This is a genomic window from Phosphitispora sp. TUW77, assembly GCF_048453025.1.
Taxonomy (GTDB): Bacteria; Bacillota; Thermincolia; order Thermincolales; family UBA2595; genus Phosphitispora.
Genome location: NZ_CP156677.1, coordinates 737558 through 761138, shown reverse-complemented (window position 1 = coordinate 761138; position 23581 = coordinate 737558). Strand labels below are relative to the sequence as shown.

Here is a 23581-nt window from a genome sequence, read left to right as displayed (position 1 = left end):
CGGCAATAAGTAAGTTTATATTCATTTTATTCCGGAGAGTTGCTTTGTGATTTACTTGTTTTACTCAGCATATTCTAGGGAGCATCCGACCTTCCAGCATAGGCAGGATACGTTTGCCTCCTATTGCGGTATTTATATAAACCAACCCGTGGGTACCGGAAGCAACTCGTCCGATGATAGCTGCCTCCCGACAATTGCCAAATATTTTTATATGCTTCAAAACCTTATCTCCATAGCCTTTTTCAACTACAATAACCATTCTGCCTTCACAGGCAAGATAAAGCGGGTCAATCCCTAAAATATCATTAATGCCCTCTACTTGACTTTTTATAGGAATGCTTTTTTCATCTAATTCTATATCCGTTCCCCGGTCTAGGGCCATTTCATTAAGGACAGTTGCCAGACCTCCCCTGGTCGGGTCCCTCATTACTTTTATATATGCAAGGTGCTTATTCAAAACAGACAACAAACTGCTCATCGGCCCACAGTCACTTTCAAGTTCTGCTTCAATATTCATGTTATACCTGTCAATAAGTATAGCGGTACCGTGTTCAGCAATCCCCCCGGTTACAATAATGTCATCTCCCGGCTCCATCCTGCGAGGGTTATAAAGCTCAGATACCATGCCAATTCCGGATGTATTAATAAAGACCCCATCAACACTCCCTTTCTCAACCACTTTGGTATCTCCAGCAACAATTCTTGCCCTCGTATCTCTGCTTACCTCTGCCATAGACTGTGCAATCCTGCAAAGACTCTCTATGTTGAAGCCTTCTTCAATAATAAAGCCTGCAGTTAAGTATAAAGGTACGGCTCCGGCGGCTGCAAGGTCATTGATGGTTCCACACACAGCAAGCTTGCCTATGTCCCCACCTTTGAAAAACAGCGGTTTTACCACAAAGCTGTCTGTAGTAAAAGCCAATTTACCCGAATCAGTGTAAAAGACAAAGGAGTCCGCCATATCCCCGGAGCATGGTTCACCAAAGTATTTTAAAAAAACATTCTTAATTAACTGCCGGGTATAGCTGCCCCCGTCCCCGTGGGAAAGTCTGATTTTATTATCCATTTTCGTTATTGCCTCCATACCTGTAGTATACTGCACAGGCACCTTCCGATGACACCATACATGGCCCTGACGGCTGTTCGGGTGTACAAGCAGTCCCATAAAACCTGCATTGGCAAGGCAGCTTTATTCCAAGAAGAATTTCACTGCAAAGACAGCTTGCAGGAGTTGAGGATTGGTCAAACTCTATTCCAAGCCGCTTTGCGGCATCCAGATGTTCATATTTCTTGTTCAACGCCAATGCCGAATTTTTGATGCTGCCAATACCTCTCCAGACCCCATCTGTTACTTCAAAAACTTCATTTATAATATTTTGAGCTGCAATATTCCCCCCCGCCCTGACACACCTCTTATAAAGGTTACAAAACTCTACCGGCCTTTTCCCGGCAACTTGCTCCAACAACAGGCATATTCCTGCCGCAATATCTGCTGTTTCAAAGCCACATACAGCAGCAGGTATGCCAAATTCACAGGTAATAAATCTGAAGCAGTCGGCTCCAATTACTGCAGCTACGTGGCCGGGGCAAATCATTGCATTTATGTTATTTCTTTCATCCCGGAGAATAAAGCGAATAACCGGCTCCATACATTTTAGAGCGGTTAGAAAGAAAAGGTTATCAAGTCCGCTTGCTTTAACCTGTTTAACCGTTGTGGCAATCAGGGGGGCTGTGGTTTCAAACCAACTGCAGCAAAAACAACAAGCTTATCCCTGTTATTTGCTGCAATAACCATTGCATCCTCCGGAGAATAAACAACAGCAATTTCTGCACCCTTTCTCTGCTTATCCCATAAACTGCCGGATGTGCCTCTGACCCGTATCATGTCTCCAAAGGTAGCAAGGATTACATTTTTTGCATCCGATATCTCTATTACTTTATCTATATAGGACTCATGAGTGACACAGACAGGGCAGCCCGGACCGGATAAGAGCTTTATTTGCCGGGGAAGCAAATACCGGATACCCGATTTGGAAACTGCCCTGGTATGTGTCCCGCAAATCTCCATAATCCGGATATCCCGCTCCTGTATTTCTTTGACACAACGGAGCAGTCGTTCTACAATTCTATCTTCACTCATTATTTTGTCCTTCCAGCATTTCGTATAACATCTCACTCAAAAAACGAAAATACTCTGGGTCGATTTTTTCAATGGCAAAGCCTGCATGAACCAGTACATATTCACCAGGCACGGGAGAGGCAATAAGCTGAATATTGACTTTTTTCCTGACACCCATGGTTTCTATCCATGCATGGGTATCATGTATGGACATAATCCTTGCCGGAACTGCCAAACACACAAGTATCCTCCTTTTTCATATGTGCAGCAATGGCTGCCTGACCGAAAGACAAGCCTCCATCATTTGCAGGCACCCTCATACTGCAATATACATTAAAATCATGGTTTTTTAATTCCTTCAAGATAGCTGTAAGGAGATAGCTGTTTTCGAACACTCCGCCGCTTAAAACAACATCATTTATCCGGTATCTAAGCCTCATTTTACAAATACAATCTACAGTCACTTTACAAATGGTATTATGAAACTTGGCAGATACATATGAAGCACTTCTTCTTGCCTTCAATTCTTCTAAAATGCCTAAAATTATTTCCTCATAACCAATTTCCAGCTTATTTTCCTTTTCACAGATAGAATAAGGGTAATAATCACTTATATTTTTATTTACAACACTCTCCAGTTCAATAGCCGCCTGGGCATCATAAGTAATACGCATTCTCTTTATGACAAGAGCTGAAACACAGTCAAAAAGCCTTCCCATACTTGATGAATTGAAGCAGTTGATATTATGCCTTACAGCATCCTGTACAGCTTTAATCTTTGTAACATCAATATCTTTAAAAAAATCTGCACTGTCCAGGCCCATGGCATACAAATAAGATGCTGCACATTTCCAGGGTTCTTTTATCATACTGTCTCCGCCTTGCAGGGTGACATATTTCCAGTGCCCGCTCCTGATGAACCCAGTCATTGAACCAACAAAAAATTCTCCTCCCCATATTGCCCCATCTGTTCCCATTCCCGTTCCATCGTAAATAACTCCTATTGTGTCTTTTGTTAAACCATGCTCTGCCATACATGCTGCCATATGGGCATGATGATGCTGCACCGGCAGTTTGGTACCTGCTTCTTGGGCCGCATATTGTGTGGAAAAATACCCGGGATGCAGGTCGTGTGCAATGAACTTTGGTTTTGAATCAAGAAGTATTTTCATCAGGTTAATTACCCTCAAGTATTCATTGCATGAATCCATGTCTTCAAGGCTGCCAAGATATTGACTCATATGAGCATGCTCTTTATGCAGTAAGCAAACAGAGGCTTTTTCCTGTGCACCCAATGCTATAACTTCAGTACCTGCCTTAATCCTTAAAGCAGCAGGTGCATATCCTCTCCCGCACCGGCTTACCATTTCCCGCTCAGCAACAACCCTGACTACCGAATCATCTACAGGAGTAAGTATCTCCCTGTTGTGAACAAGAAAAAAATCCGCTATATTTTTAAGCTTTTCCATTGCTTCGTTATCCTTGTAGCAGATAGGCAATCCGCTGCTGTTACCGCTGGTCATCACGAGGTACCGAAGCTTTTCGTCAAACAGCAAATAATGCAGGGGCGTATAGGGGAGCATCACTCCAAACCGGTTAATCCTTGGAGCAATGCTGTAAGGCAGAATACTACTCTCATTTTTTTCGAGCAATACAATAGGCCGCTGTGTTCCTGTAAGCAGTTCTTCTTCTTTTGAATTCACTCTACAGATTAGTTTTACAGCATCAATAGATGCAGCCATTAAAGCCAAAGGCCTGTAAGGCCTTCTTTTCCTTTGTCTCATCAAGGTTACGGCTTTCTCATTCAGTGCATTACAGACAAGATGATACCCTCCGGTTCCTTTGATTGCGCCAAGCTTCCCCTGATGTAGAAGCTCTCTTGCGGCGTTAATAGGATGAATGCTTTCTATCTTTTTGCCGCTGCTGTCAAATAAGAAAAGCCTGGGGCCACAATCCGGACAGCAGTTAGTCTGGGAGTGAAATCTTCTACTTTCGGGACTTTCATACTCATTTCTGCATACAGGGCACATTTTAAAGGGAGCCATCGCAGTATTGAGCCTGTCATAAGGCAAAGACCTTATAATCGAATATCTGGGACCACAGTGGGTGCAGTTGGTAAATGCATATTCATATCTACGATTCCTCTTATCCCGAATTTCATTTATGCATTCATCGCAAATTCCCGTATCAGGAGGAATGAAGCCTTGCAAACAGCCGTTTGCAGAACTGCTGATAATTGAGAAACTATTGTAATCAACATCTTGTTCACTCCTAAATTGTTCTGTATATTGCTCAGTTTTAAATTCAATACTGCAAATATTAGCCCCCGGAGGCGGTTCATTCAGCAGATTTTCAAGGAATTGCTCAATACTTTTTTTGCTGCCCATAATTTTCATGACTACAGATGTGCCTTGATTGCTTACCCATCCTCTGATATTAAATCTTTTTGCTGTTTTGTATATATAAGGCCTCATACCCACACCCTGGACAATTCCGGATATGTGGACGCTATACCTCTTTAAATCAGTCATCAGGGGCTTCACCCTCAATGCTTTTAATCACAGCATTCATCTTGCCGACATTCTGTTTTTCAACTGCAATTTCAGTCCAATCACCCGCCAGATCGCTGTTTCTCTCCTTGAAATACTCATAAAGACTGCTCCCACTGATATGGCTGTCCGGATTAACAATCACAGTTATTTTATTCAATCTGGAAATAAAATTCTCCTCACATAGCTTTAACAGCACATTATATATTCTTTCATTAAGAAAAGTATCATGCATTTTGGGCCTCCATAATCCTATTAATAATACACTCAATTTTTAAGCAAATATCACTGAATTTGCTCATTAACTCATCGCTCAACTCAAATCCAAATCCCGTCTCGGCTGCTTCTATACTAATGAAATACCCTTTTAGGGGCTTTGAGAATATTTTAATCATATCAAATATACTCATCTCATGCTCGGAAGCGGGTTCCCCATATTTGACGGAAGCTTCCTGCAATTTGTATACATGAACATTCCCTGGGTTTCCATCTATGAATGCCGCATCCAAAATGATAACAAAATCATCCGCATTAAGCAGGTGAAAGCAAAGCTGAAAATCCGTTTCACCGATGATTACTTCAAAGCCCAGGTCTTCCAGCTTATTTTTCAGATTTTCGGCTACTGCTATGGCAATCCCGTCATCTTTCATCAACCTGTTCCCTATTGCTACGATTTTCATCATCCTGCCAAATCCAATCTGCGGCCAAAATTATATTAAATATATATGCCATACTTTTTTAATTAAAAACAAACTGCAGACCTTTTTAACAAAAGTTCTGCAGTATAAGTATTATATCTATGCACTTTTTAGTTAAATACAGAGTTTATTCACTGCTGCCCATGATTCCGCCCCACTCCACAACAGCAAAACCGCTGTGGGCTACTTTTGCCATAGGAAAAACAGTTTCCACGAATTGCCCGTCATCTTTTTCAATTAAAAACCATATCCGGCAGACAGAATCCGGGGCAGGGACTACAGTTAATGGCATGATTTTTTGGATTGTTTCCGTATCCTGAGGATAAAAAATATAATTATTCGTATATGAAAGCTTGTTCTTCCAATATTCCACAAAATCGGAGGTCTCTTTATCATTAAAACCGTATAATTCCATCAGGGTCTGTAAATCTGATTGTAAACGGCAGCCTGTGATTTTGAACCCTTTGTTTCTCTGAAGATGATTATCAGGTACTTTTGCTTCATAAAAAAGATAGTCATTACATCCATTAATCGTTCCCTTATACACACTGGCATTCCAACCCGCTTCCCGGTCATACTCCGGTATCGATGCGGTGATATAACTGTAAGGGTGAAGCTGTACATTAACATCAATGTTGTGATCACTATAAATATAGATATTAGGTTTATAAACATCAAGCAGCCCTTTGCCCACATCCCCAAGATTCTTTTTCAGCCATGAGAGAATCTTGTCAATATTTTTCAGATTATCAACAGCCGCTTTAAGAGCGGTTACTGCAAGTGTAATAGTTGCTATAACCGGGAAAGTAGCGCTTCCTGTAGCAATTGCAAAAATAATCAGGCCGGCTGAGGCAACATTAAGGCCAACATCCATCCACCCTGCTATCTTCCCCATGACAGAATGTTCACCTGTAAGCATACTAATAGCACCGGAACCTGAATCGTAAATTGTTTTAGCCAAATTGTAGGTAACACCTCCAATAAGCTTGCAGCCACCGTCAAAAACATCGTCGGCAACCTTGCCCGATAAACCGTCAAGGCCAAAAATATCGGAAACAATACCGGCCTGAGCAGGCATACTATAAAAACAAGACATCTCTATTAAAGCCAGTACCAGGACAATACAAATAAGTTTGGTGCTTATTTTAGACACCGGAAACCTTCCTAACATTTTCTACCTTCCCCTTTTACCTCAACATTATAATTTGCTTTGATAATACCCTATCTCTTCTTTTAAGCTAAGAATTTCCTGTTTCAACAAATCGCCCGGGTTCAATTCCAGCGCCTTCTCCAATACGGCAGCCGCTCTGCCGTATTCCATAAGCATTAGGTCTACCTTGGCAGACTGCACATAACCTTGGGGCAAATCAGGCCTAATTTCAATAAAACGGCGAGAAAAATAACCGGCAGCCTTATAGTCATCCAGCCTGCGGGAACATTCTGCAGCATACAAACAGGCCTCTTCCATATCCGGTTCCAGGTCAAGGGCATTTTTCAAATAAACCATCGCATCAGCATAATCCTCACGCTGGTAGTACGATAGCGCATAATTAAAACATTCATCGGCATTGAAATATCTGAGCTGCTTGCTTGCATCCAGTGTCCCGGCCGCTTCTTCGGGTTTCCCTTGCATCAAATAAGCTGTGGAAAGGTTTAATTGTATTTCGGAAACCTCAGGATATTTTTCGGCTAAATCTTTAAGAAGTAATTCGGCACCTTCCAGGTCACCGGAAGCCAACAGAGATGCGCTTTTTTTCACAGCCCTGTCAAGCTTTTCCGGGCCGTAAGAATTATCAAGCAATGCAGGAACAACCAAAATCGTCACCAATAGAACAGCGCCCAAAACAGTATTATAAATGACTAGAGCCCGGCCTCCTGCAGGGAAGAGCTTCTTTTTGATTATGGAAATGCTCATTATGGCAATAATGGCCCCAATTAACAGGCAAAACAAAGCCCAAACCTTAAAACCAAATAAAATCATATATAATAATGCACCACTTATCACCAATAGACCTGCCGTAATCATCTTATCACTCTTCTTCCTACTTGTTCCTCTCTATTTCATCAAGAGCATGGTTGTTCATACCAAATGGTTCATATAAAGGGTTATCCCGGTAAGGATTATATGCAGCCACCCTGAGGAATGCCCGCGTGGCCCTGGTTTTATCACCCATATGCTTATAAACGGAGCCCAGGCAAAAATACCCTTCAACCACATCAGGACGCCGGTCAATAAATTTGAGGAAATACGTTTCAGCCATCGGATAACAATCTTGCCTCTGATACCCGGCCATTTCATTATAATTAACACCCAACAAATAATACGGATATGCTAAAGCCGGATTTATTTCCAACAGTTTCTCGAAGTGCCGGTTAGAGCCCTCATAATCCTCGCCTTGTTTGGCTTCAAGTCCCTTGATGTAATGGTAAAGGACTAAGGGAGCCCTTCTGTTTTCCAGCTCAGCAAGAAATTTTTGTGCTTCCACAGGATTACTGTTCGTCAAATGCATATAATCCAGCAAAAATTTGTAAATATATTCATCCAAATCCCTCACAACTTCCGGATTGGAACGATTGGTGTCCATCATTTGGCATAGACCTTCAAGAGCTTCCAGCGCCCCTATGGTGTTGTTGTTTTCCATGCAGGCTACAGCCTTTAGATACAACAGGCCGGAATCCTTTTCCCTTGTAAAGGCATCAATAACACCTGCAGCATTGGCAAACTTATGATTTTCCATCAGCGTGTAAGCATAATCACCCGCAATATCTTTATTCGCGGGATATTTTGCATACATGGCTTCCATCAAGTTTTCAGCATCAGCGGCATGGCCTGATTTGACATACATATAGGAAGTAAAAAGTGCCGCTTCTATTTCTGTTTTTTCGTCCTCTTTATACTCTCCACTTATCCAATATTTTTGGGCATACTCATACATATATGCCGGATAAGGCAGGCGTTCCGCCAATAACGCCAGCTGAAAATATGTCTCCGGATTTGTATTCCGCCCGGCGAACTCTACCAGTTCCTCCAGGACTAAACTATCTTCTTCATATTCCGCCCTGCTTAAAATGACATTTAGTTCCCTATCATCTAGCAAAGCCTTGATTTTTTCGGTCTCCTGCCATAAAGCATTCAGCTTCTTATCCCCCGCGTCACCCAGACCGGCAAACCTGTCATTAAACACTCCCCCGGCAATGAGCAGATTAAGCGCCTCACCGGCTTTAGCCTCTTCTCCGCAAGCCCGGTAGCCGCCAACAGTCCAAATCCTGGCTTCAGGGACAATATCCGCTTGATTGGCAGCAACCGTAAATAACTGATTAACATCCATACTGTTTTCATTTTGCGGGTCAGCAAATCTGTTAAGCATTCCCTTAAAATAAGAAATGTAAGGTGAATTGGCATTAAGTTCTTCCGCACCGGAAAAAAATTCTTCCGCTTTATCCAGTGCACCAATAGTGCGTATTTCTTGGATTCCTTTCAAATAAGCCTGAAATGCCATCAGATCGGCCTCGGCCTTGATATATTCCGAGGCTGCCTTGGCACGTTGTCCCGTGTCCCACAGGTAATCAGCCTGTACTATCCTTGACCTGATATTGTCCGTAAACTGCAGAGTACCGTTCAGATAAGGAATTATGATGCAGCAAATCAGAACGAGGTTCAAAACTGCGATAGCAACGGGAAATACTAATGACCCGGAAACGGTTTTTTCCATTTCTGCCCTGATTTCATCCCCGTTTTCAGCCAATAAAATATAACCACAGCAGATTAAGAAGAGAGCAAAAAGAGTTTTCCCTCCAGCCAATATTAAACCAAGAATATATCGTGAGAAAAAACCATAGGGAAGAAGGGCCCCCACAACAACTTCACTTAATTTCATGATATTAAGCAAGAAAACCCCGACCAGAATAATTACCAGTGTCAAAAGCAAAAACACCGAAAACCTTTTCAGACATATTTTAAACAGGCGGATTGCCGCCTTCCCAGTTTTCGATACCGGTATACCATACATCATAAAGGTAAGAGCTGCAAAGCAGCTGAACACTGCAGCAATTAATAATAGGAATATTAATCCCAGCAAGGTAAATGCAGCGGCAATATCATTTACATTTCCGCTGCTCATCATCCCGAAAAGATAGTGGGACCAGGCCCGCAGGGCCAGGGGAGCGGCTGCTGCAACCAGAAAAATCATTAAAACACTGCACAGCAGGGTTAGAAAAGCCGACCGAGATGATTCCTTTAAAGCTACACCTTTCTTAAAAAATACCGTAGCTGCAATGAGTCCGAAAAGCAAAAAAAGTGCCAGGAATAAAACATGCAGCCCCAGCGGAACCGGCTTGCCCCACAAATAAACAAACAAACTGTCGGGAAGCCACCACAAGTCTATCAGAAAAAAGGCCAGCAAAAGCCATCCCCAGTACTTGGCTATATTTTTAATCCTGGTTTCTTTTAGAATATTTAGATAATTAGTCATACTAAGATTCTCCATCACTCTATAAACTAATATTGGAAAGAATATCCTCAACTATTAATTATATTGTGATTATGAAATCCTTACAAGTATAACCTGCAATTTATAACATTTTTTTCTTTTTTAGTATTTTTTCGAGCAATACTGTGAGTGCTGCAAAAATTGCTGTAATAGAACCATATGAAGCAATTACGTCAGTCATTCGTCCAGGGCTGAATGAACCGTTATGGAGACCATGCCTACTCCCCTGATTCCCATGCGGCCGCCCTGATTCAATACTTCCTTCATTATGCGGCATTTTGTCACCATGTAATGTTTGAGCAATGAAAGGTGATGCCAGCCATCGTGAAAAATCAGTTGCAGCTATGCTGTATCCGCCATAAATTAGTATTCCTGTGAGACACATTATCGCCAACGGCCTGGCAATAACATTTGGCAGCTTAACAAGCTTTGAAAAGATGCTCTTTATAAAAGACCAATGCAGTCCGACGTGTATGCCCGCCAGGACGAGAGATACTGCTGACGCAAATAAATGACCCGTCTTCCAAAAAATTCTGTCACCGTATATTGAAGTAAAAATAGTTTTGGAAATCATGATACCACTTATGGCAATGATAATCATCATAATAAATAGCAAGACATTGACCGCGTATCCAAGCTTAGTTTTTACGGGAAGCGATTTATCGAACAACCTTTTGCTGACTTTTACTATCCACTTCCAATTAAGTCCATTATGGATAAGAAACAGAGCACATACAGCTAACCCGCCTATCTCATGAAAGCTTATGCCGGTAGCATTTATACTATACATTAATAGTAGCAGCAATAACATTACAACATCTAAAATGATTTTGATAATATTCTTTTTCATAATACTTTCACCTCACAAATAAATTTTTAACACCTTGTTTAACAAATCCATATTAAAATGTTTTTGTGTCTGATTTATGAAGATTAGGTGTTTGTATTATGAATAATTTAAAAATGGCAGAAGATTTAGTTCTCCTGCCATTTCTCCCAGCACATAGCCGGTGCTATTTCAGCCTAAATGTGTCATATCCTTTATAATGGATTAAAAGTACTCTCTCATCTCGTTGCAAGGTATTTATTAATGCTCCAGTTTCATTGCAGCCCCTGGTTTTAAGAAACCCTTCGATCTCAAATTGATTCATAGGATGACGTTTAATAATACTAAGAATTGCATCATAATCATCTTTTATTTCACTATGAAATCCTTGTGATTCTAACAGGTTTATAGAAATACCTCTTAAAAGCTCTGCTGCATAATTCATTTTTTCATGGTCTACAGCTTTTACATTGGATTCAGCAGGCGGGCGTATAGGTGTGTTCAAATACAGCTTGTCATACTTGATGCTCTTAAGCATCGCAGCATATTTATTCAGTGTTTCATCATCGTCATTGATATTTTTCATCAGCATAATTTCAATCCAAAGCAGCCCCTGATAAATTTTTGAAAAATCCTCCAATCCACGGCATACATCTTCAAAATTAAGACAGCCATGAGGTCTGTTAATCTTTTTAAATGATATCTCATCATATGCATCCATTGTAGGCAACACAATATCTGCTTTGCTTAGTTCAGACTGCACCTGCATATTATAAAGAAGCGCTCCATTTGTAATTACAGCTATCGGCTTATCTATTCTTTTTCTTATTTCACTGATAAGAGCACCAAGTCCTAAATAAAGTGTAGGCTCACCTTCCCCGACTATTGTTATAATATCAAATAAAAGATTTTCCTTCAAAACCTCATCAAATTCAGCTGTAATTTCCTCAACAGGGAAGAACATTTGCCGCGTATTTGTCATATGATTAGTTCTTCCTAGCTGACAATAAATGCAGGAATAATTACATGTCTTCTTCGGAATCGGACTAATTCCCAAAGAAATGCCCAGCCTCCTGGATGGAACCGGACCGTACACATATTTCATTTCACAATGATATGGCATTTTCAGGGCATTCGCTTTCACATGCTCCGCACTCAATACATTCATCACTGACAACTGCTATTCCATTTTCAATTTTTATTGCCTCGACAGGGCATACATCAACACATTGTCCACAACCAATGCATTTTTCTTTATCAACTAAAGCTTGCATAAAGTTTCGCCTCCCCGCTTTCTCTACTTTTCAATTGAAGAGTATTTTAATTGTCTTATCAAACACATCTTTTACAGCTTTCCCTGAAGCGCATTCAATATCAACGATGCTCAAGCCGTTATGCTGCTGCAGCCAAATTAACAGATACCAGAGTCTTACCTGTACCGCCCTTTCCACTTAGCACAGCTATCTTCATATTATTCTCCTCCATGACCATGAAATCCAGTACGGGCATTATTATTTCTGCCGCATCTTCGCCTGCGGCATTTTTTACAGCCATAAACCTGCTCATCTTCGTCGTAAAGCTTATAGTCTCCGCCTTCAATCTTAATTATATTTCCATTAACCAATGAATCAGCAAGCTTAGTTCGAGCATTATTATATATCTTTTGAACTGTTGCGCGTGCGACATTCATCCGTTCAGCACATTCTTCCTGCATCAAGCCGTCTAAATCTATAAGACGGATAGTTTCATATTCTTCTACCGTCATTTTAATAATATTTCTATCTTTATCAAATTCATTAAGTGGTCCATATAAATTACTTTCTGGCAAACAGCATACTTTTTTCCATTTCCTAGGTCTTGGCATTATTATAATTCACCTCAATTAAACTAGATAAGTAACAGGGGTAACCCCCTGTTACTTATCTCCCTCTGATAGACCTTCCAATTGCTTGCTAATATCATCGATCCTGCCTTGAAGCAATTCTTTTTCCTCTATCAGCAATTGTTTGTCAGTCAATCCGGCTAATCTTTCAGCATAGAATCGATATCCTCTTCTGCACCCATAACCTAATCCCATTCTGAGTCCCAGGCCTAACCCTCTGCCAAGGCCTCGAACTAACCCTGAATTACCCGTTGGACCTGTCCCATCTCTGTTCGGCATAGACATCACCTTCCTAATGGTTTTTGGCATATGCTATTTATAATTTAATTATACAATGTTTTCGGCATATGTCAATAACCCCCATCTGATTAAAAGATGCAATCAGATTTTCTCAACGACATCTCCCTTTTTAATAATCCCACCGGAAATAACTTTACAAAACAGGCCTTCACTTGGCAAAATACTTACACCATATGTTCTGCTAACTATACTTGGGTGGTCTTCTTTGCCTACTTGAGTGACTTCTAAAACGGCACTTTTACCCAATCTAATCTTGCTGCCTATAGTTAGAGCAGAAAAATCCATCCCTTCAATTAAAACATTTTCAGCAAAGTCGCCTGGGCCGATTTTCAAGTGATGTTCTTTATTGATTTTTTGAACACTAGCCAAGTTAAGACAAGTAACCTGACGTCCCCAGTCACCGGCATGTCCATCGTTTTCTATACCATAGTTTTCTATAAGTTTAGCTTCAGGAACTTCTTTTTTTAGTTGTCCTCTTTTGGGACTAATAGAAACAGCATATATAAATCCTTTGGTCATCAGGTTCACCCTTCCCTTATTTTTGTTGGATTTATTATACCACAGCCTTTATATGAATCCCAAATAGAACATGTAAAACGCTATCAGCATTATAAACAGCCCCATTAATATTCTCAGCATCTTACTTGCTCCACAATATTTTGTGCTCGAAGAAAGCTTATGCACAAAACCAAGAGATGTTCCGGCAATCATTACTAAAAAACTGTGCCCGATGGAATACAACAGCAAAAGCAGTATTCCCCACAGCAGTCTCCCTTCCTTGGCCACCATTGCCAGCAATACAACCAAAACCGGTGTCGCACAAGGAGATGAGAAAAATCCGCCTAATATCCCGGCAGCAAAAGCCCCTAAAAAACCACGCTTAGTATTTTTGTTTAGCGCATAAGAAGACGGAATGAAGTTATAGAGTTCCCATGTTTGTAAAGCCATTAAAACCATAAGTATACCCAATACTATATACCACCAGGAGCCTGTTCCCCGCATGAAGCTGCCAAGAATAGAAGCGGTTACCCCTAAAGCTGTAAATGTGACCGCCATACCTGTAGAAAATACAACTGACAGCCAAAAAGCCCTTTTGGTATCCCGCCGGCCTGTTCCCCCTACATAGCCTATAACAAGCGGCACGCTTGTAAGGGCACATGGGGTAAACGAAGTTAGTATTCCGGCAAACAGCGCTAATAATGGCGCAAACCATATGGTTGCAGAAATAGTATCAGAAATGTATACCAGCCATTGGTTGATAATAACATTCATTATTTTAACCCCATCTCCTTAAGACTTTAATAAGCTCATTAATTATTAAAGGAATCAAAGCCAAAACAAAGACAAAGTACCAATCATTTAGAGTAAGTATTTGAACCTTAAATGCAGAAGACAATATTGGAATGGATATAAGCGCAACTTGCAGCAATAGTCCGGCAACAATAGCAATTATAAGCTTCATATTCGAAAACAATCCAATCTGGAGTATTGTTTTCACTGAGTTTCTTATAGATATTGAATAAAACAACTGGGAAGTGGCCAAAACAACAAAGGCCATTGTCCGAGCATAAGTTAATACATTTTCCGGGATATCTTTTGAAGATAATGCATAATTAAACTCTTTTAAGCCAAAGTAAAAGGCAGCTAAGGTAACAAAACCAATCATTACTCCACCAAGAAAAGCCCTGATTCCGGCACCATGAGCAAAAAAGCTTTCATTGGGATCACGCGGTTTTTGTTTCATAACATCCTTATCTCTGGGGTCGACCCCAAGTGCAATAGCCGGCAGCGAATCCGTTATCAAATTAATCCATAATATTTGTGTAGGAAGAAGAGGGAGAGGCCAGAAAAAGAGAACAGTGGCCAAGATTGCAATCATTTCCCCCAAATTGCATGATAATAAATAAATTACGGACTTTTTGATATTATTATATATATTACGTCCCTCTTCAATAGCATGAACAATAGTTGTAAAATTATCATCTGTTAAGATCATATCACTGGCACCTTTGGAAACATCGGTTCCCGTGATTCCCATAGCAACACCGATATCCGCGTTTTTTAATGAGGGGGCATCATTAACCCCATCCCCTGTCATGGAGACAATATTCCCTTGTATTTTATAGGCTTTCACAATTTTAACCTTATGTTCAGGGGAAACCCTGGCAAATACACGATAATTATTAATTTCCTTAGAAAATTCCTCCTCAATTAATTCATCAATTTCAGCACCTGTAATGCTTTGTTCATGAAATTCAGCGATGCCAAGATTTTTAGCAATAGCCATTGCTGTATTTTTATGGTCTCCAGTAATCATAACTGGGGTAATCCCGGCCATTTTTGCTTCTCTAATAGAATCCTTCACTTCCGGGCGAGGAGGGTCTATCATTCCAACCAGCCCGATTATGGTTAAATCTTTTTCCATTTCCCCGGCAGAAATCGGATTGTCACAGTCTTTATAGGCCACCCCCAAAACCCTTAAAGCATCATCAGACATCTCATCAGCTATTTGGGAAAATTGGGTTTTTATTTCTTCGGTTAAAGGAAGCACTCTTCCGTTAATAAGAACATTTGTTGAGATTTTCAGTATATTATCAATAGCACCTTTCGTATGAACTCTGTAGCTGCTGCCTTCTTGATTTAAAGTGGACATCAGCTTCCGAACGGAATCAAAAGAATTTTCATCCACCCGTTTATATTCTGCATTTAATTTTTTGCTGGTTAAATTATAGCGTTCCCCTAAGACAACAAGGGCCACTTCGGTAGGGTCCCCGGTACTTTGTCCATTTTCAAGGGTAGCATCTGAACATAATACAAGAGACCTAACCAATTCCTGCTCGTCATTCTTGACTTCAAAGGCCCCCACAGCAGGTATCTCTTTTAGATTATTTAAAGTATACAGCTTAACGACTGTCATCTTGTTTTGTGTTAGGGTTCCCGTTTTGTCTGAACATATGATATTTACCGAGCCCAGTGTCTCAACAGCAGTAAGTTTTCTGACGATGGCATTGATTTTAGACATTTGTGTAACACCGAGTGCAAGTACTATAGCTACAATTGCCGGAAGCCCTTCAGGAATGACAGCAACTGCTAAGCTGATAGCAGTTAAAAAAGTTTCAAATAAATCTCTTCCCTGAAAAACTGCGATACCGAAAATCAAAACACAAACAACAATCGCAATAAACCCCAATTTCCTGCCTAACTCTTCCATTCTCTTCTGCAAAGGAGTCATTTCCTCTATCTCTTCATCCAGAATCCTGGCTATCTTGCCCATTTCCGTATTCATAGCGGTATCAACAACTATACCTTCACCATGTCCATAGGTGACCAAGGTAGACATAAATGCCATATTCGTTCTGTCTCCAAGTGGTGTTTTGGGGTCTTGATAAATATCGTGAGCATTTTTTTCTGATGCAACCGACTCTCCTGTTAAAGAAGATTCTTCAATCTGCAGATTAGCGCTCTTAATCAGCCGGAGGTCAGCCGGAACAAGGCGTCCGGCATCAAGAACAACTATATCACCAGGTACAATTTCTTCAGAACTGATTTCTTCAACTACCCCGCTGCGCCTAACAAGGCATTTCGGTGCAGCCATTTGCTGCAGTGCTTCAATAGCTTTTTCCGCCTTATACTCTTGGACTACCCCAATAACAGCATTTAGTATAACAACTAAAATTATAATTAAAGCATCAATATACTCATGGATAACAATTGTAATCACCGCAGCGCTAAGCAGGACATAAATGAGCATATCCTTAAGCTGGGCAATAAAAAGAGAAACGAGGCCTTTCTTTGGTTTGGCCTTCAGTTTGTTTTCTCCATAAATTGCAGACTTTTCTTTAACTTTTTCGGATGAAAGACCCTGTTCCGGATTAACATTAAATATTTGCAGTACTTCTTCTGCTGATTTGGAAAACCACATTTACATACACCTCTCTTGTTACTGTATCAGCAGATATCTTACTTCTGTTCAAGTGCTTTAAAAAATCTTTTGAGATTGTCAGGAACGGTATATATTTTGTTTTCAGCTATCTCTGTATTATTGCCATATACTTCTTTGAGTATCGCATCGATAATCATAGCTTTCGGTGGGACGTTATACTCTTCACCCTGATACATCCACACCCTGCAGTCTGTTTCTACACCACTTAAATCGCTGCAGGTTGAACAGGAGCTTTCTCTAATGTCAAGTTGAATATCCCGGCTATTTATACGAATAGTCGGGGAGCTTTCAAATTGATATTTGATGGCCTGCTTCTCATTTGTAATATTAACCTTATTTATAGTTACTTCCACGTTTGTAGCCTCAAAAACTTTACTTACATCTGAAATAGCTTCTTCTAAAACTTCATTAGTACCTTGACAAGGAGCACAAACAGATAAATCCAAATATAGAAAGTCAATAACGAGCTGTCTTTTAACGCTCTTAATTTCACTAACCGGGCTGCAGCACGATGAACCAGAACAGCAGCACCCTTTGCTATCATCACTCATATTATCAATCCCCTTTAATCTATAATGATTTGCGGACAATCACCGAGAGTCAATACTATATTATCAGTCTACACCTTTAGATATATTTGTCAATATTCTCAATAAGCTGACATTTTTTATAACTGCTTAGAAATCTAATTTTTTTGTTGAAAAATTTAGAAAAAAACTGTTAATAAGAATAAATTGTTATATAATAGTTGATGAGCATTCTATATTAATACAGTGAGGAGTTAAAATATGCCAAAAAGAAATGATATTGACAAAATACTGATAATAGGCTCGGGACCCATAATTATAGGACAAGCCTGTGAATTTGATTATTCCGGCACCCAAGCCTGTAAAGCTCTTCGAAAACTGGGTTATAAAATAGTACTGGTAAACTCAAATCCGGCTACCATTATGACTGACCCGGTAATGGCTGATGCGACTTATATAGAGCCCCTTAACCTGGAAAGGGTGTCAGAGATAATTGCTAAAGAACGCCCTGATGCGTTACTGCCAAATTTGGGAGGCCAATCCGCCCTTAACCTTACCTTAGAGCTGTCAAAAGCCGGGGTTCTTGAAAAATATAGTGTTAAAGTAATTGGGGTACAGGTAGATGCAATAGAACGTGGAGAAGACAGAATTGCATTTAAAGAAACCATGAATAAACTTGGTATCGAGATGCCCCAAAGCAGACCCGCTTACACTGTAGAAGAAGCAGAAAATATCGCACTTGAACTTGGATTCCCGGTAGTTATTCGTCCTGCTTATACTATGGGCGGTACAGGAGGCGGACTGGTATATAATATCGAAGAGCTGAGGACTGTTGCCCAGCGTGGTATTGCAGCAAGCATTGTCGGTCAAATCCTTGTTGAGGAATCAGTGCTTGGCTGGGAAGAACTGGAGCTTGAAATAGTACGTGATGCAAAAAACCAAATAATTACTGTGTGTTTTATTGAAAATATAGATGCAATGGGTGTACATACAGGTGACTCTTTCTGCTCTGCACCAATGCTGACAATCAGTCCTGAAGTCCAGCAACGTTTGCAGAAACACTCTTACGATATAGCAGAAGCAATACAAGTAATCGGGGGCACAAATGTGCAGTTTGCTCATGACCCAAAAACCGGCCGCATAGTTGTAATTGAAATAAACCCCCGAACTTCACGCTCTTCAGCCTTAGCATCTAAAGCTACCGGCTTCCCTATTGCCTTGATTTCTTCTATGCTTGCCGCAGGGCTTACTTTAGATGAGATCCCTTACTGGCGTGAAGGGACCCTTGATAAATATAGTCCGTCCGGTGATTATGTGGTAGTTAAATTCCCCCGTTGGGCTTTTGAAAAGTTTAAAGGTTCCCATGATAAGCTTGGCACCCAGATGAAGGCCGTTGGTGAAGTCATGAGTATCGGGAAAAACTATAAAGAAGCCTTCCAAAAATCTATACGTTCACTTGAAATAGGTCGTTATGGCCTGGGATTTGCCAAGAACTTCAATAAGTGTTCCTTAAAAGAACTTATGGAAATGCTTACAGAACCGTCAAGTGAGCGGCAATTTATTATGTATGAAGCATTACGCAAGGGAGCAGATATCAATGAACTCAGCAGTTTAACCCATATCAAACACTGGTTCATTGAACAGATGAAGGAACTTGTCTTATTGGAGGAAGAAATCCTGAAATATTCCTGGGACTCACTGCCTGACGATTTACTTATCCAGGCCAAAAAAGACGGTTTTGCCGATCGTTATTTGGCTATGCTGCTAAATATCTCTGAGGAAAAAATCAGGGATCGGCGCATTGCTTTGGGAATAGTCGAAGGATGGGAACCGGTTCCCGTCAGTGGTGTAGAGGATGCAGCATATTATTTTTCAACCTACAATGCCATTGACAAAACTGAATCCAGCAATAAACAGAAAGTCATGATACTCGGCGGAGGTCCTAACCGTATCGGCCAGGGAATTGAGTTTGATTACTGTTGTGTACATGCAGCTTTTGCTTTGCGTGATATGGGCTATGAAACAATAATGGTAAACTGCAATCCCGAAACGGTTTCCACTGATTATGACACATCAGATAAACTGTATTTTGAACCACTGACTGTTGAAGATGTACTCAGCATTTACCACAAAGAAAACCCAATAGGAATAATTATTCAGTTTGGCGGGCAGACTCCATTGAATATTGCCGGAGAACTTGCCAAAGCAGGAGCCAGAATTCTGGGCACTACCCCGGATACTATAGATCTTGCAGAGGACCGCGACAGGTTCCGCAAAATTATGGAGGACCTTAACATACCAATGCCCGAATCCGGTATGGCAAGCACCCTGGAAGAGGCACTTGCAATTGCAAATAAAATTGGATATCCGTTAATGGTTCGACCATCATATGTTCTAGGCGGACGGGGCATGGAAATTATTTATGATGAAGGAATGCTTCATCAATATGTAAAAGCTGCTGTTGACGTAACCCCTGAACGACCGATCCTTATAGACAGGTTCCTGGAAGACGCTATTGAAGCAGAAGCAGATGCTATTGCTGATGGAACCGACGCTTTTGTGCCTGCTGTAATGGAACATATCGAATTAGCAGGTATTCACTCCGGGGACTCAGCATGTGTAATACCTCCAATCAATATTGAGCCTAAGCATTTGCAAACAATTCACGAATATACCGCAAAAATTGCCCGAAAAATGAATGTTATAGGTCTTATGAACATGCAGTATGCTATTGCAGATGACCGTGTTTATGTTTTGGAAGCCAATCCGCGTGCTTCACGGACAGTTCCGCTTGTTTCAAAAGTCTGTAATATATCCATGGCACATATTGCAACACAAGTCATTTTATCTAATGTGACTGGAAAAGATTCGCTTATAAATGAGCTGAAGCCTAAAAAGATTCCACATTTTGGGGTAAAAGAAGCTGTTTTCCCATTTAGTATGTTCCCTGAGGTTGATCCTCTTTTAGGTCCGGAAATGCGTTCTACGGGAGAAGTTTTAGGTATTGCAAATTCATTTGGACTTGCTTTTTTCAAATCACAGGAGGGCACTCAAGTATCCCTGCCCACTTCAGGCACTGTTCTAATCAGTGTCGCAGAACAGGATAAACCGGCTATGCTTGAGGTTGCAAAAATGTTCACCGAGCTTAAATTTAAAATAATTGCTACTGAAGGAACACATAACTTTTTAACTAATAACGGCATTAAGTCAAAATTAATTAAGAAATTACATGAAGGCCGTCCAAACATAGCGGACGCTATAATGAACAAAAAAATACAATTGGTGGTAAATACACCTATTGGAAAACAAGGTCAGCATGATGATTCTTATATTAGAAAGACTGCGATAAAATGCAAAGTGCCGTACATCACCACCCTTACTGCCGCAATGGCAAGTGTTAAAGGAATTAAAGCCTGCAAAGACAATCGCCGGAAAGAAGATAAGGCTAAATCCCTGCAAAGTTACCATGCTGATATTGCAGAAGAATAATAAGCTGCGGGAGTAACGATATTTCAGATAAACATAGGAGAGTGAATTTATCATGGGGGGACTATTTGGAGTAGCATCAAAAAACAGTTGTGTTATGGATTTATATTTCGGTACTGATTATCATTCACACCTGGGTACAAGCCGGGGAGGAATGGCAGTTTGGAACGGAAGCAGTTTTGTAAGGTCCATCCATAATATTCAGAACATCCAGTTCCGGGCAAAATTTGAAAATGATTTATCCGGTATGGAAGGCAATATGGGAATTGGGTGCATCAGTGATACTGAGGCACAGCCCTTGTTGATTTATTCCCATCTTGGGCACTATGCAATTTCTACTGTAGGGCGTATCAACAACATTGATCATCTAACTGATAAGTTTTTGTCAAAACATAATACTCATTTTTTAGAAATGAGCAGGGGAGTAATCAATCCTACTGAAGTAGTTTCTTCATTAATAGATGAAGGAGAATCGTTTAAAGAAGGTATCCAAAAAGCGCAGGAAGCCATTGACGGTTCATGTACTATGCTGATACTGACTTCACAAGGAATTTATGCAGCCAGAGATCGTTTTGGCAGAACACCTTTGGTTGTAGGTGAAAAAGAAGGGGCTTACTGCGTATCATTCGAATCTTGTGCTTTTCCCAATCTGGGATATCAAATGAAATATGAGCTTGGACCCGGAGAAATCATTCTTTTAACACCTGAAGGCATAGAAAAAATTTCACCTCCCCGTGAAAAAATGAAAATATGTGCTTTCCTATGGGTATATTATGGTTACCCTTCTTCATCTTATGAAGGAATGAATGTTGAGGTAATGCGCTATCGTAATGGGGCCGCCTTAGCCCGCAATGATGATGTAGAAGTAGACCTGGTGGCCGGAGTGCCTGATTCAGGAATCGCACATGCCATAGGTTATTCCAATGAATCCAGAATGCCTTATGGCAGGCCCTTCATTAAATACACTCCCACCTGGGCCAGAAGTTTTATGCCTCAAGACCAAAATATCAGAAATCTTGTTGCTAAGATGAAGCTTATACCCATCACTGAATTAGTAGCGCAAAAACGGCTTCTTTTTTGTGATGACTCAATTGTACGCGGCACACAAATGAGAGAAACAACTGAATTGCTATATAACTGTAAAGCTAAAGAAGTACACGTACGACCCGCCTGTCCGCCACTGGTTTACGGCTGCAAATACCTTAACTTTTCAAGGTCGAACTCAGAGCTGGACTTGGTAGCCCGACGGGCCATACGCGAACTGGAAGGTAATGAACCGGCTTCATTGGACGAATATTGTGATCCGGATACAGAACAATACAGTTGTATGATTGACTGGATTAGAAAGCGTTTGAATTTCACAACATTAAAGTACCAATCCTTGTATGACATGCTTGATGCAATCGGCTTACCTTGGGATAAAGTATGTACCTACTGCTGGAATGGTAAAGAATAAAACGTTCTTAGGCAATGCCGAAATAACGGGCAGCTTCCTGAACAGCACAGTCCTGGCCACAGGCCGTGCACAGGTGCTGTCCGCAACATTTTTCCTTGGCGGCAGTCAGCTTATCCGGTGCCAAAGCCACTTTAATCTGCCTATCAATATCAAGTGCTACCCTGGCACGGGCCATTTCATTTTCTCTGGCGATGGCCTGCTTATGGCCCCTGGCAACGTCGGCTATCTGAGCAGCCATTTTGGTGGTGATGACACCGGTACGCACATCTTCCTCTAAAGGCAGTCCCAAATGCTCTGCAGGAGTCAGGTAGCAAAGGAAGTCTGCCCCACAGGAACCGGCAAAAGCTCCGCCAATGGCACCGGTAATATTATCATATCCGGGGGCAACATCTGTGGCCAAAGTGCCCAGAATAAAATAGGGAGCATTGCTGCATAATCTTTTTTGCAGCTTCATAGTCGCCTCCACATGATTAAGGGGCACATGTCCCGGCCCTTCCACCATAACCTGCACGCCTGCAGCTTGAGCCCGTCTAGTCAGATCCCCTTGTACCAATAGTCCCTGCAACTGAGCACCATCCAGAGAATCCGCCGTTGCCCCAGGACGAATGGCATCCCCGAGACTCAAAGTAACATCATGTGCTTTTAATATCTCCAATATGTGATCATAATGTTCATAAAGGGGATTTTCTTTTTTATTGTGCAGCATCCAGCCGGTTATGAAGGCACCGCCGCGACTTACTACCCAGGTTACACGGCCTGTTTTCTGCATCACATTCAATACTGAGTTATTGAATGCAGAATGGATCGCCATAAAATCCATGCCTTCCGCCGCTTGTTTTTCAATATTGTCCAAAATATCCTTTGTTCGCATTTCCACCACACTGCCATATTTTTCGATGGCTTCCTGACCGGCCTGATAAATAGTGGTACAGCCTACGGCTACATTGGCCATTTCCAGGGTTTGCTTACGCATGGCATCAATGCTGGAACCGGTGCTCAGGTCCATGAAGCTGTCACAGCCTGCATCCTGTGCGGCTTGCAGTTTTCTGGCCTCCATAGCCATATCGTCACGGTTGCTGGATGTGCCGATCAAGGCATTTACCTTAACCCGCATACCATCCCCAATCCCGCAATATTTGAAAGGCTTGCGATTAATATTCCTGGGAATGACAATACGCCCCTCAGCCACTCCCTTTCTGATAAATTCCACATCAACTTGTTCATATAAAGCAACGGCTTCCATTTCTTCAGTTATTTTTCCGGCACGGGCCTTTAATACTTGTGTCATGTTTACATCCATCCTTT

The 23581-nt window shown here is 41.1% G+C and carries 21 protein-coding genes and 1 pseudogene; 2 read left to right on the top strand and 20 right to left on the bottom strand.

What is annotated here, in order from left to right; translation table 11 throughout:
* Positions 1 to 64 precede the first annotated feature (64 nt).
* From hypE to ABFY19_RS03455, 19 genes and pseudogenes are all read right to left on the bottom strand, one after another.
* Entirely contained in the window at positions 65 to 1066 is a 1002-nt protein-coding gene (gene hypE, locus ABFY19_RS03545; RefSeq protein ID WP_418791866.1) for a hydrogenase expression/formation protein HypE, read from the bottom strand.
* Positions 1059 to 2068 (bottom strand): annotated as a pseudogene (gene hypD / locus ABFY19_RS03540) (hydrogenase formation protein HypD). Before hypD ends, hypE begins: the two are co-directional and overlap by 8 nt.
* A gap of 64 nt (positions 2069 to 2132) precedes the next feature.
* Positions 2133 to 2333 (bottom strand): HypC/HybG/HupF family hydrogenase formation chaperone, encoded by a 201-nt coding sequence (locus tag ABFY19_RS03535; RefSeq protein ID WP_418791865.1) that lies wholly within the window; start codon positions 2331 to 2333, stop codon positions 2133 to 2135.
* A complete protein-coding gene (gene hypF / locus ABFY19_RS03530; protein WP_418791864.1) occupies positions 2320 to 4650 on the bottom strand; it encodes a carbamoyltransferase HypF in 2331 nt (776 codons plus the stop codon). The genes ABFY19_RS03535 and hypF overlap by 14 nt, the downstream gene beginning before the upstream one ends.
* A complete protein-coding gene (locus ABFY19_RS03525) occupies positions 4643 to 4903 on the bottom strand; it encodes a hypothetical protein (protein WP_418791863.1) in 261 nt (86 codons plus the stop codon). The genes hypF and ABFY19_RS03525 overlap by 8 nt, the downstream gene beginning before the upstream one ends.
* Positions 4896 to 5351, bottom strand: coding sequence for a hydrogenase maturation protease (locus tag ABFY19_RS03520; protein WP_418791862.1), 456 nt, complete (start codon positions 5349 to 5351; stop codon positions 4896 to 4898). The genes ABFY19_RS03525 and ABFY19_RS03520 overlap by 8 nt, the downstream gene beginning before the upstream one ends.
* Positions 5352 to 5493: 142 nt before the next feature.
* Complete coding sequence (locus ABFY19_RS03515; RefSeq protein WP_418791861.1) at positions 5494 to 6537, bottom strand: hypothetical protein; 1044 nt, start codon at positions 6535 to 6537, stop codon at positions 5494 to 5496.
* 27 nt (positions 6538 to 6564) lie between these two features.
* Entirely contained in the window at positions 6565 to 7392 is an 828-nt protein-coding gene (locus ABFY19_RS03510) for a tetratricopeptide repeat protein (RefSeq protein WP_418791860.1), read from the bottom strand.
* A gap of 16 nt (positions 7393 to 7408) precedes the next feature.
* Entirely contained in the window at positions 7409 to 9838 is a 2430-nt protein-coding gene (locus ABFY19_RS03505; RefSeq protein ID WP_418791859.1) for a hypothetical protein, read from the bottom strand.
* A gap of 100 nt (positions 9839 to 9938) precedes the next feature.
* Entirely contained in the window at positions 9939 to 10706 is a 768-nt protein-coding gene (locus ABFY19_RS03500) for a DUF4405 domain-containing protein (RefSeq protein ID WP_418791858.1), read from the bottom strand.
* Positions 10707 to 10869: 163 nt separating this feature from the next.
* Entirely contained in the window at positions 10870 to 11787 is a 918-nt protein-coding gene (locus tag ABFY19_RS03495) for a radical SAM protein (protein WP_418791857.1), read from the bottom strand.
* A 1-nt stretch (position 11788) separates the two neighbouring features.
* Positions 11789 to 11956, bottom strand: a complete 168-nt coding sequence (locus ABFY19_RS03490; RefSeq protein WP_418791856.1) for a DUF362 domain-containing protein — start codon at positions 11954 to 11956, stop codon at positions 11789 to 11791.
* 30 nt (positions 11957 to 11986) lie between these two features.
* Positions 11987 to 12133, bottom strand: a complete 147-nt coding sequence (locus tag ABFY19_RS03485) for a hypothetical protein (RefSeq protein WP_418791855.1) — start codon at positions 12131 to 12133, stop codon at positions 11987 to 11989.
* Between the two features lie 20 nt (positions 12134 to 12153).
* Positions 12154 to 12546 (bottom strand): DUF134 domain-containing protein, encoded by a 393-nt coding sequence (locus tag ABFY19_RS03480; RefSeq protein WP_418791854.1) that lies wholly within the window; start codon positions 12544 to 12546, stop codon positions 12154 to 12156.
* A 51-nt stretch (positions 12547 to 12597) separates the two neighbouring features.
* Positions 12598 to 12843 (bottom strand): DUF5320 domain-containing protein, encoded by a 246-nt coding sequence (locus tag ABFY19_RS03475; RefSeq protein WP_418791853.1) that lies wholly within the window; start codon positions 12841 to 12843, stop codon positions 12598 to 12600.
* 102 nt (positions 12844 to 12945) lie between these two features.
* Complete coding sequence (locus ABFY19_RS03470; RefSeq protein ID WP_418791852.1) at positions 12946 to 13383, bottom strand: MOSC domain-containing protein; 438 nt, start codon at positions 13381 to 13383, stop codon at positions 12946 to 12948.
* Positions 13384 to 13431: 48 nt separating this feature from the next.
* The gene (locus tag ABFY19_RS03465) at positions 13432 to 14136 is read right to left on the bottom strand and encodes a cytochrome c biogenesis CcdA family protein (RefSeq protein ID WP_418791851.1); all 705 of its coding nucleotides are present in this window, start codon (positions 14134 to 14136) and stop codon (positions 13432 to 13434) included.
* Between the two features lie 4 nt (positions 14137 to 14140).
* Positions 14141 to 16786 carry a cation-translocating P-type ATPase gene (locus ABFY19_RS03460; protein WP_418791850.1) on the bottom strand — a complete coding sequence of 882 codons (2646 nt, stop codon included), beginning with the start codon at positions 16784 to 16786 and terminating at the stop codon, positions 14141 to 14143.
* A gap of 38 nt (positions 16787 to 16824) precedes the next feature.
* Positions 16825 to 17358 (bottom strand): DUF2703 domain-containing protein, encoded by a 534-nt coding sequence (locus ABFY19_RS03455; protein ID WP_418791849.1) that lies wholly within the window; start codon positions 17356 to 17358, stop codon positions 16825 to 16827.
* 237 nt (positions 17359 to 17595) lie between these two features.
* Between ABFY19_RS03455 and carB the strand changes: the two genes are divergently transcribed.
* Positions 17596 to 20823 (top strand): carbamoyl-phosphate synthase large subunit, encoded by a 3228-nt coding sequence (gene carB / locus ABFY19_RS03450; protein ID WP_418791848.1) that lies wholly within the window; start codon positions 17596 to 17598, stop codon positions 20821 to 20823.
* Between the two features lie 52 nt (positions 20824 to 20875).
* Positions 20876 to 22276, top strand: a complete 1401-nt coding sequence (locus ABFY19_RS03445) for an amidophosphoribosyltransferase (RefSeq protein WP_418791847.1) — start codon at positions 20876 to 20878, stop codon at positions 22274 to 22276.
* 7 nt (positions 22277 to 22283) lie between these two features.
* Here ABFY19_RS03445 and bzaB read toward each other — a convergent pair whose 3' ends face one another.
* Positions 22284 to 23564 carry a B12 lower ligand biosynthesis ThiC-like protein BzaB gene (gene bzaB, locus ABFY19_RS03440; protein ID WP_418791846.1) on the bottom strand — a complete coding sequence of 427 codons (1281 nt, stop codon included), beginning with the start codon at positions 23562 to 23564 and terminating at the stop codon, positions 22284 to 22286.
* Between the last annotated feature and the right edge of the window lie 17 nt (positions 23565 to 23581).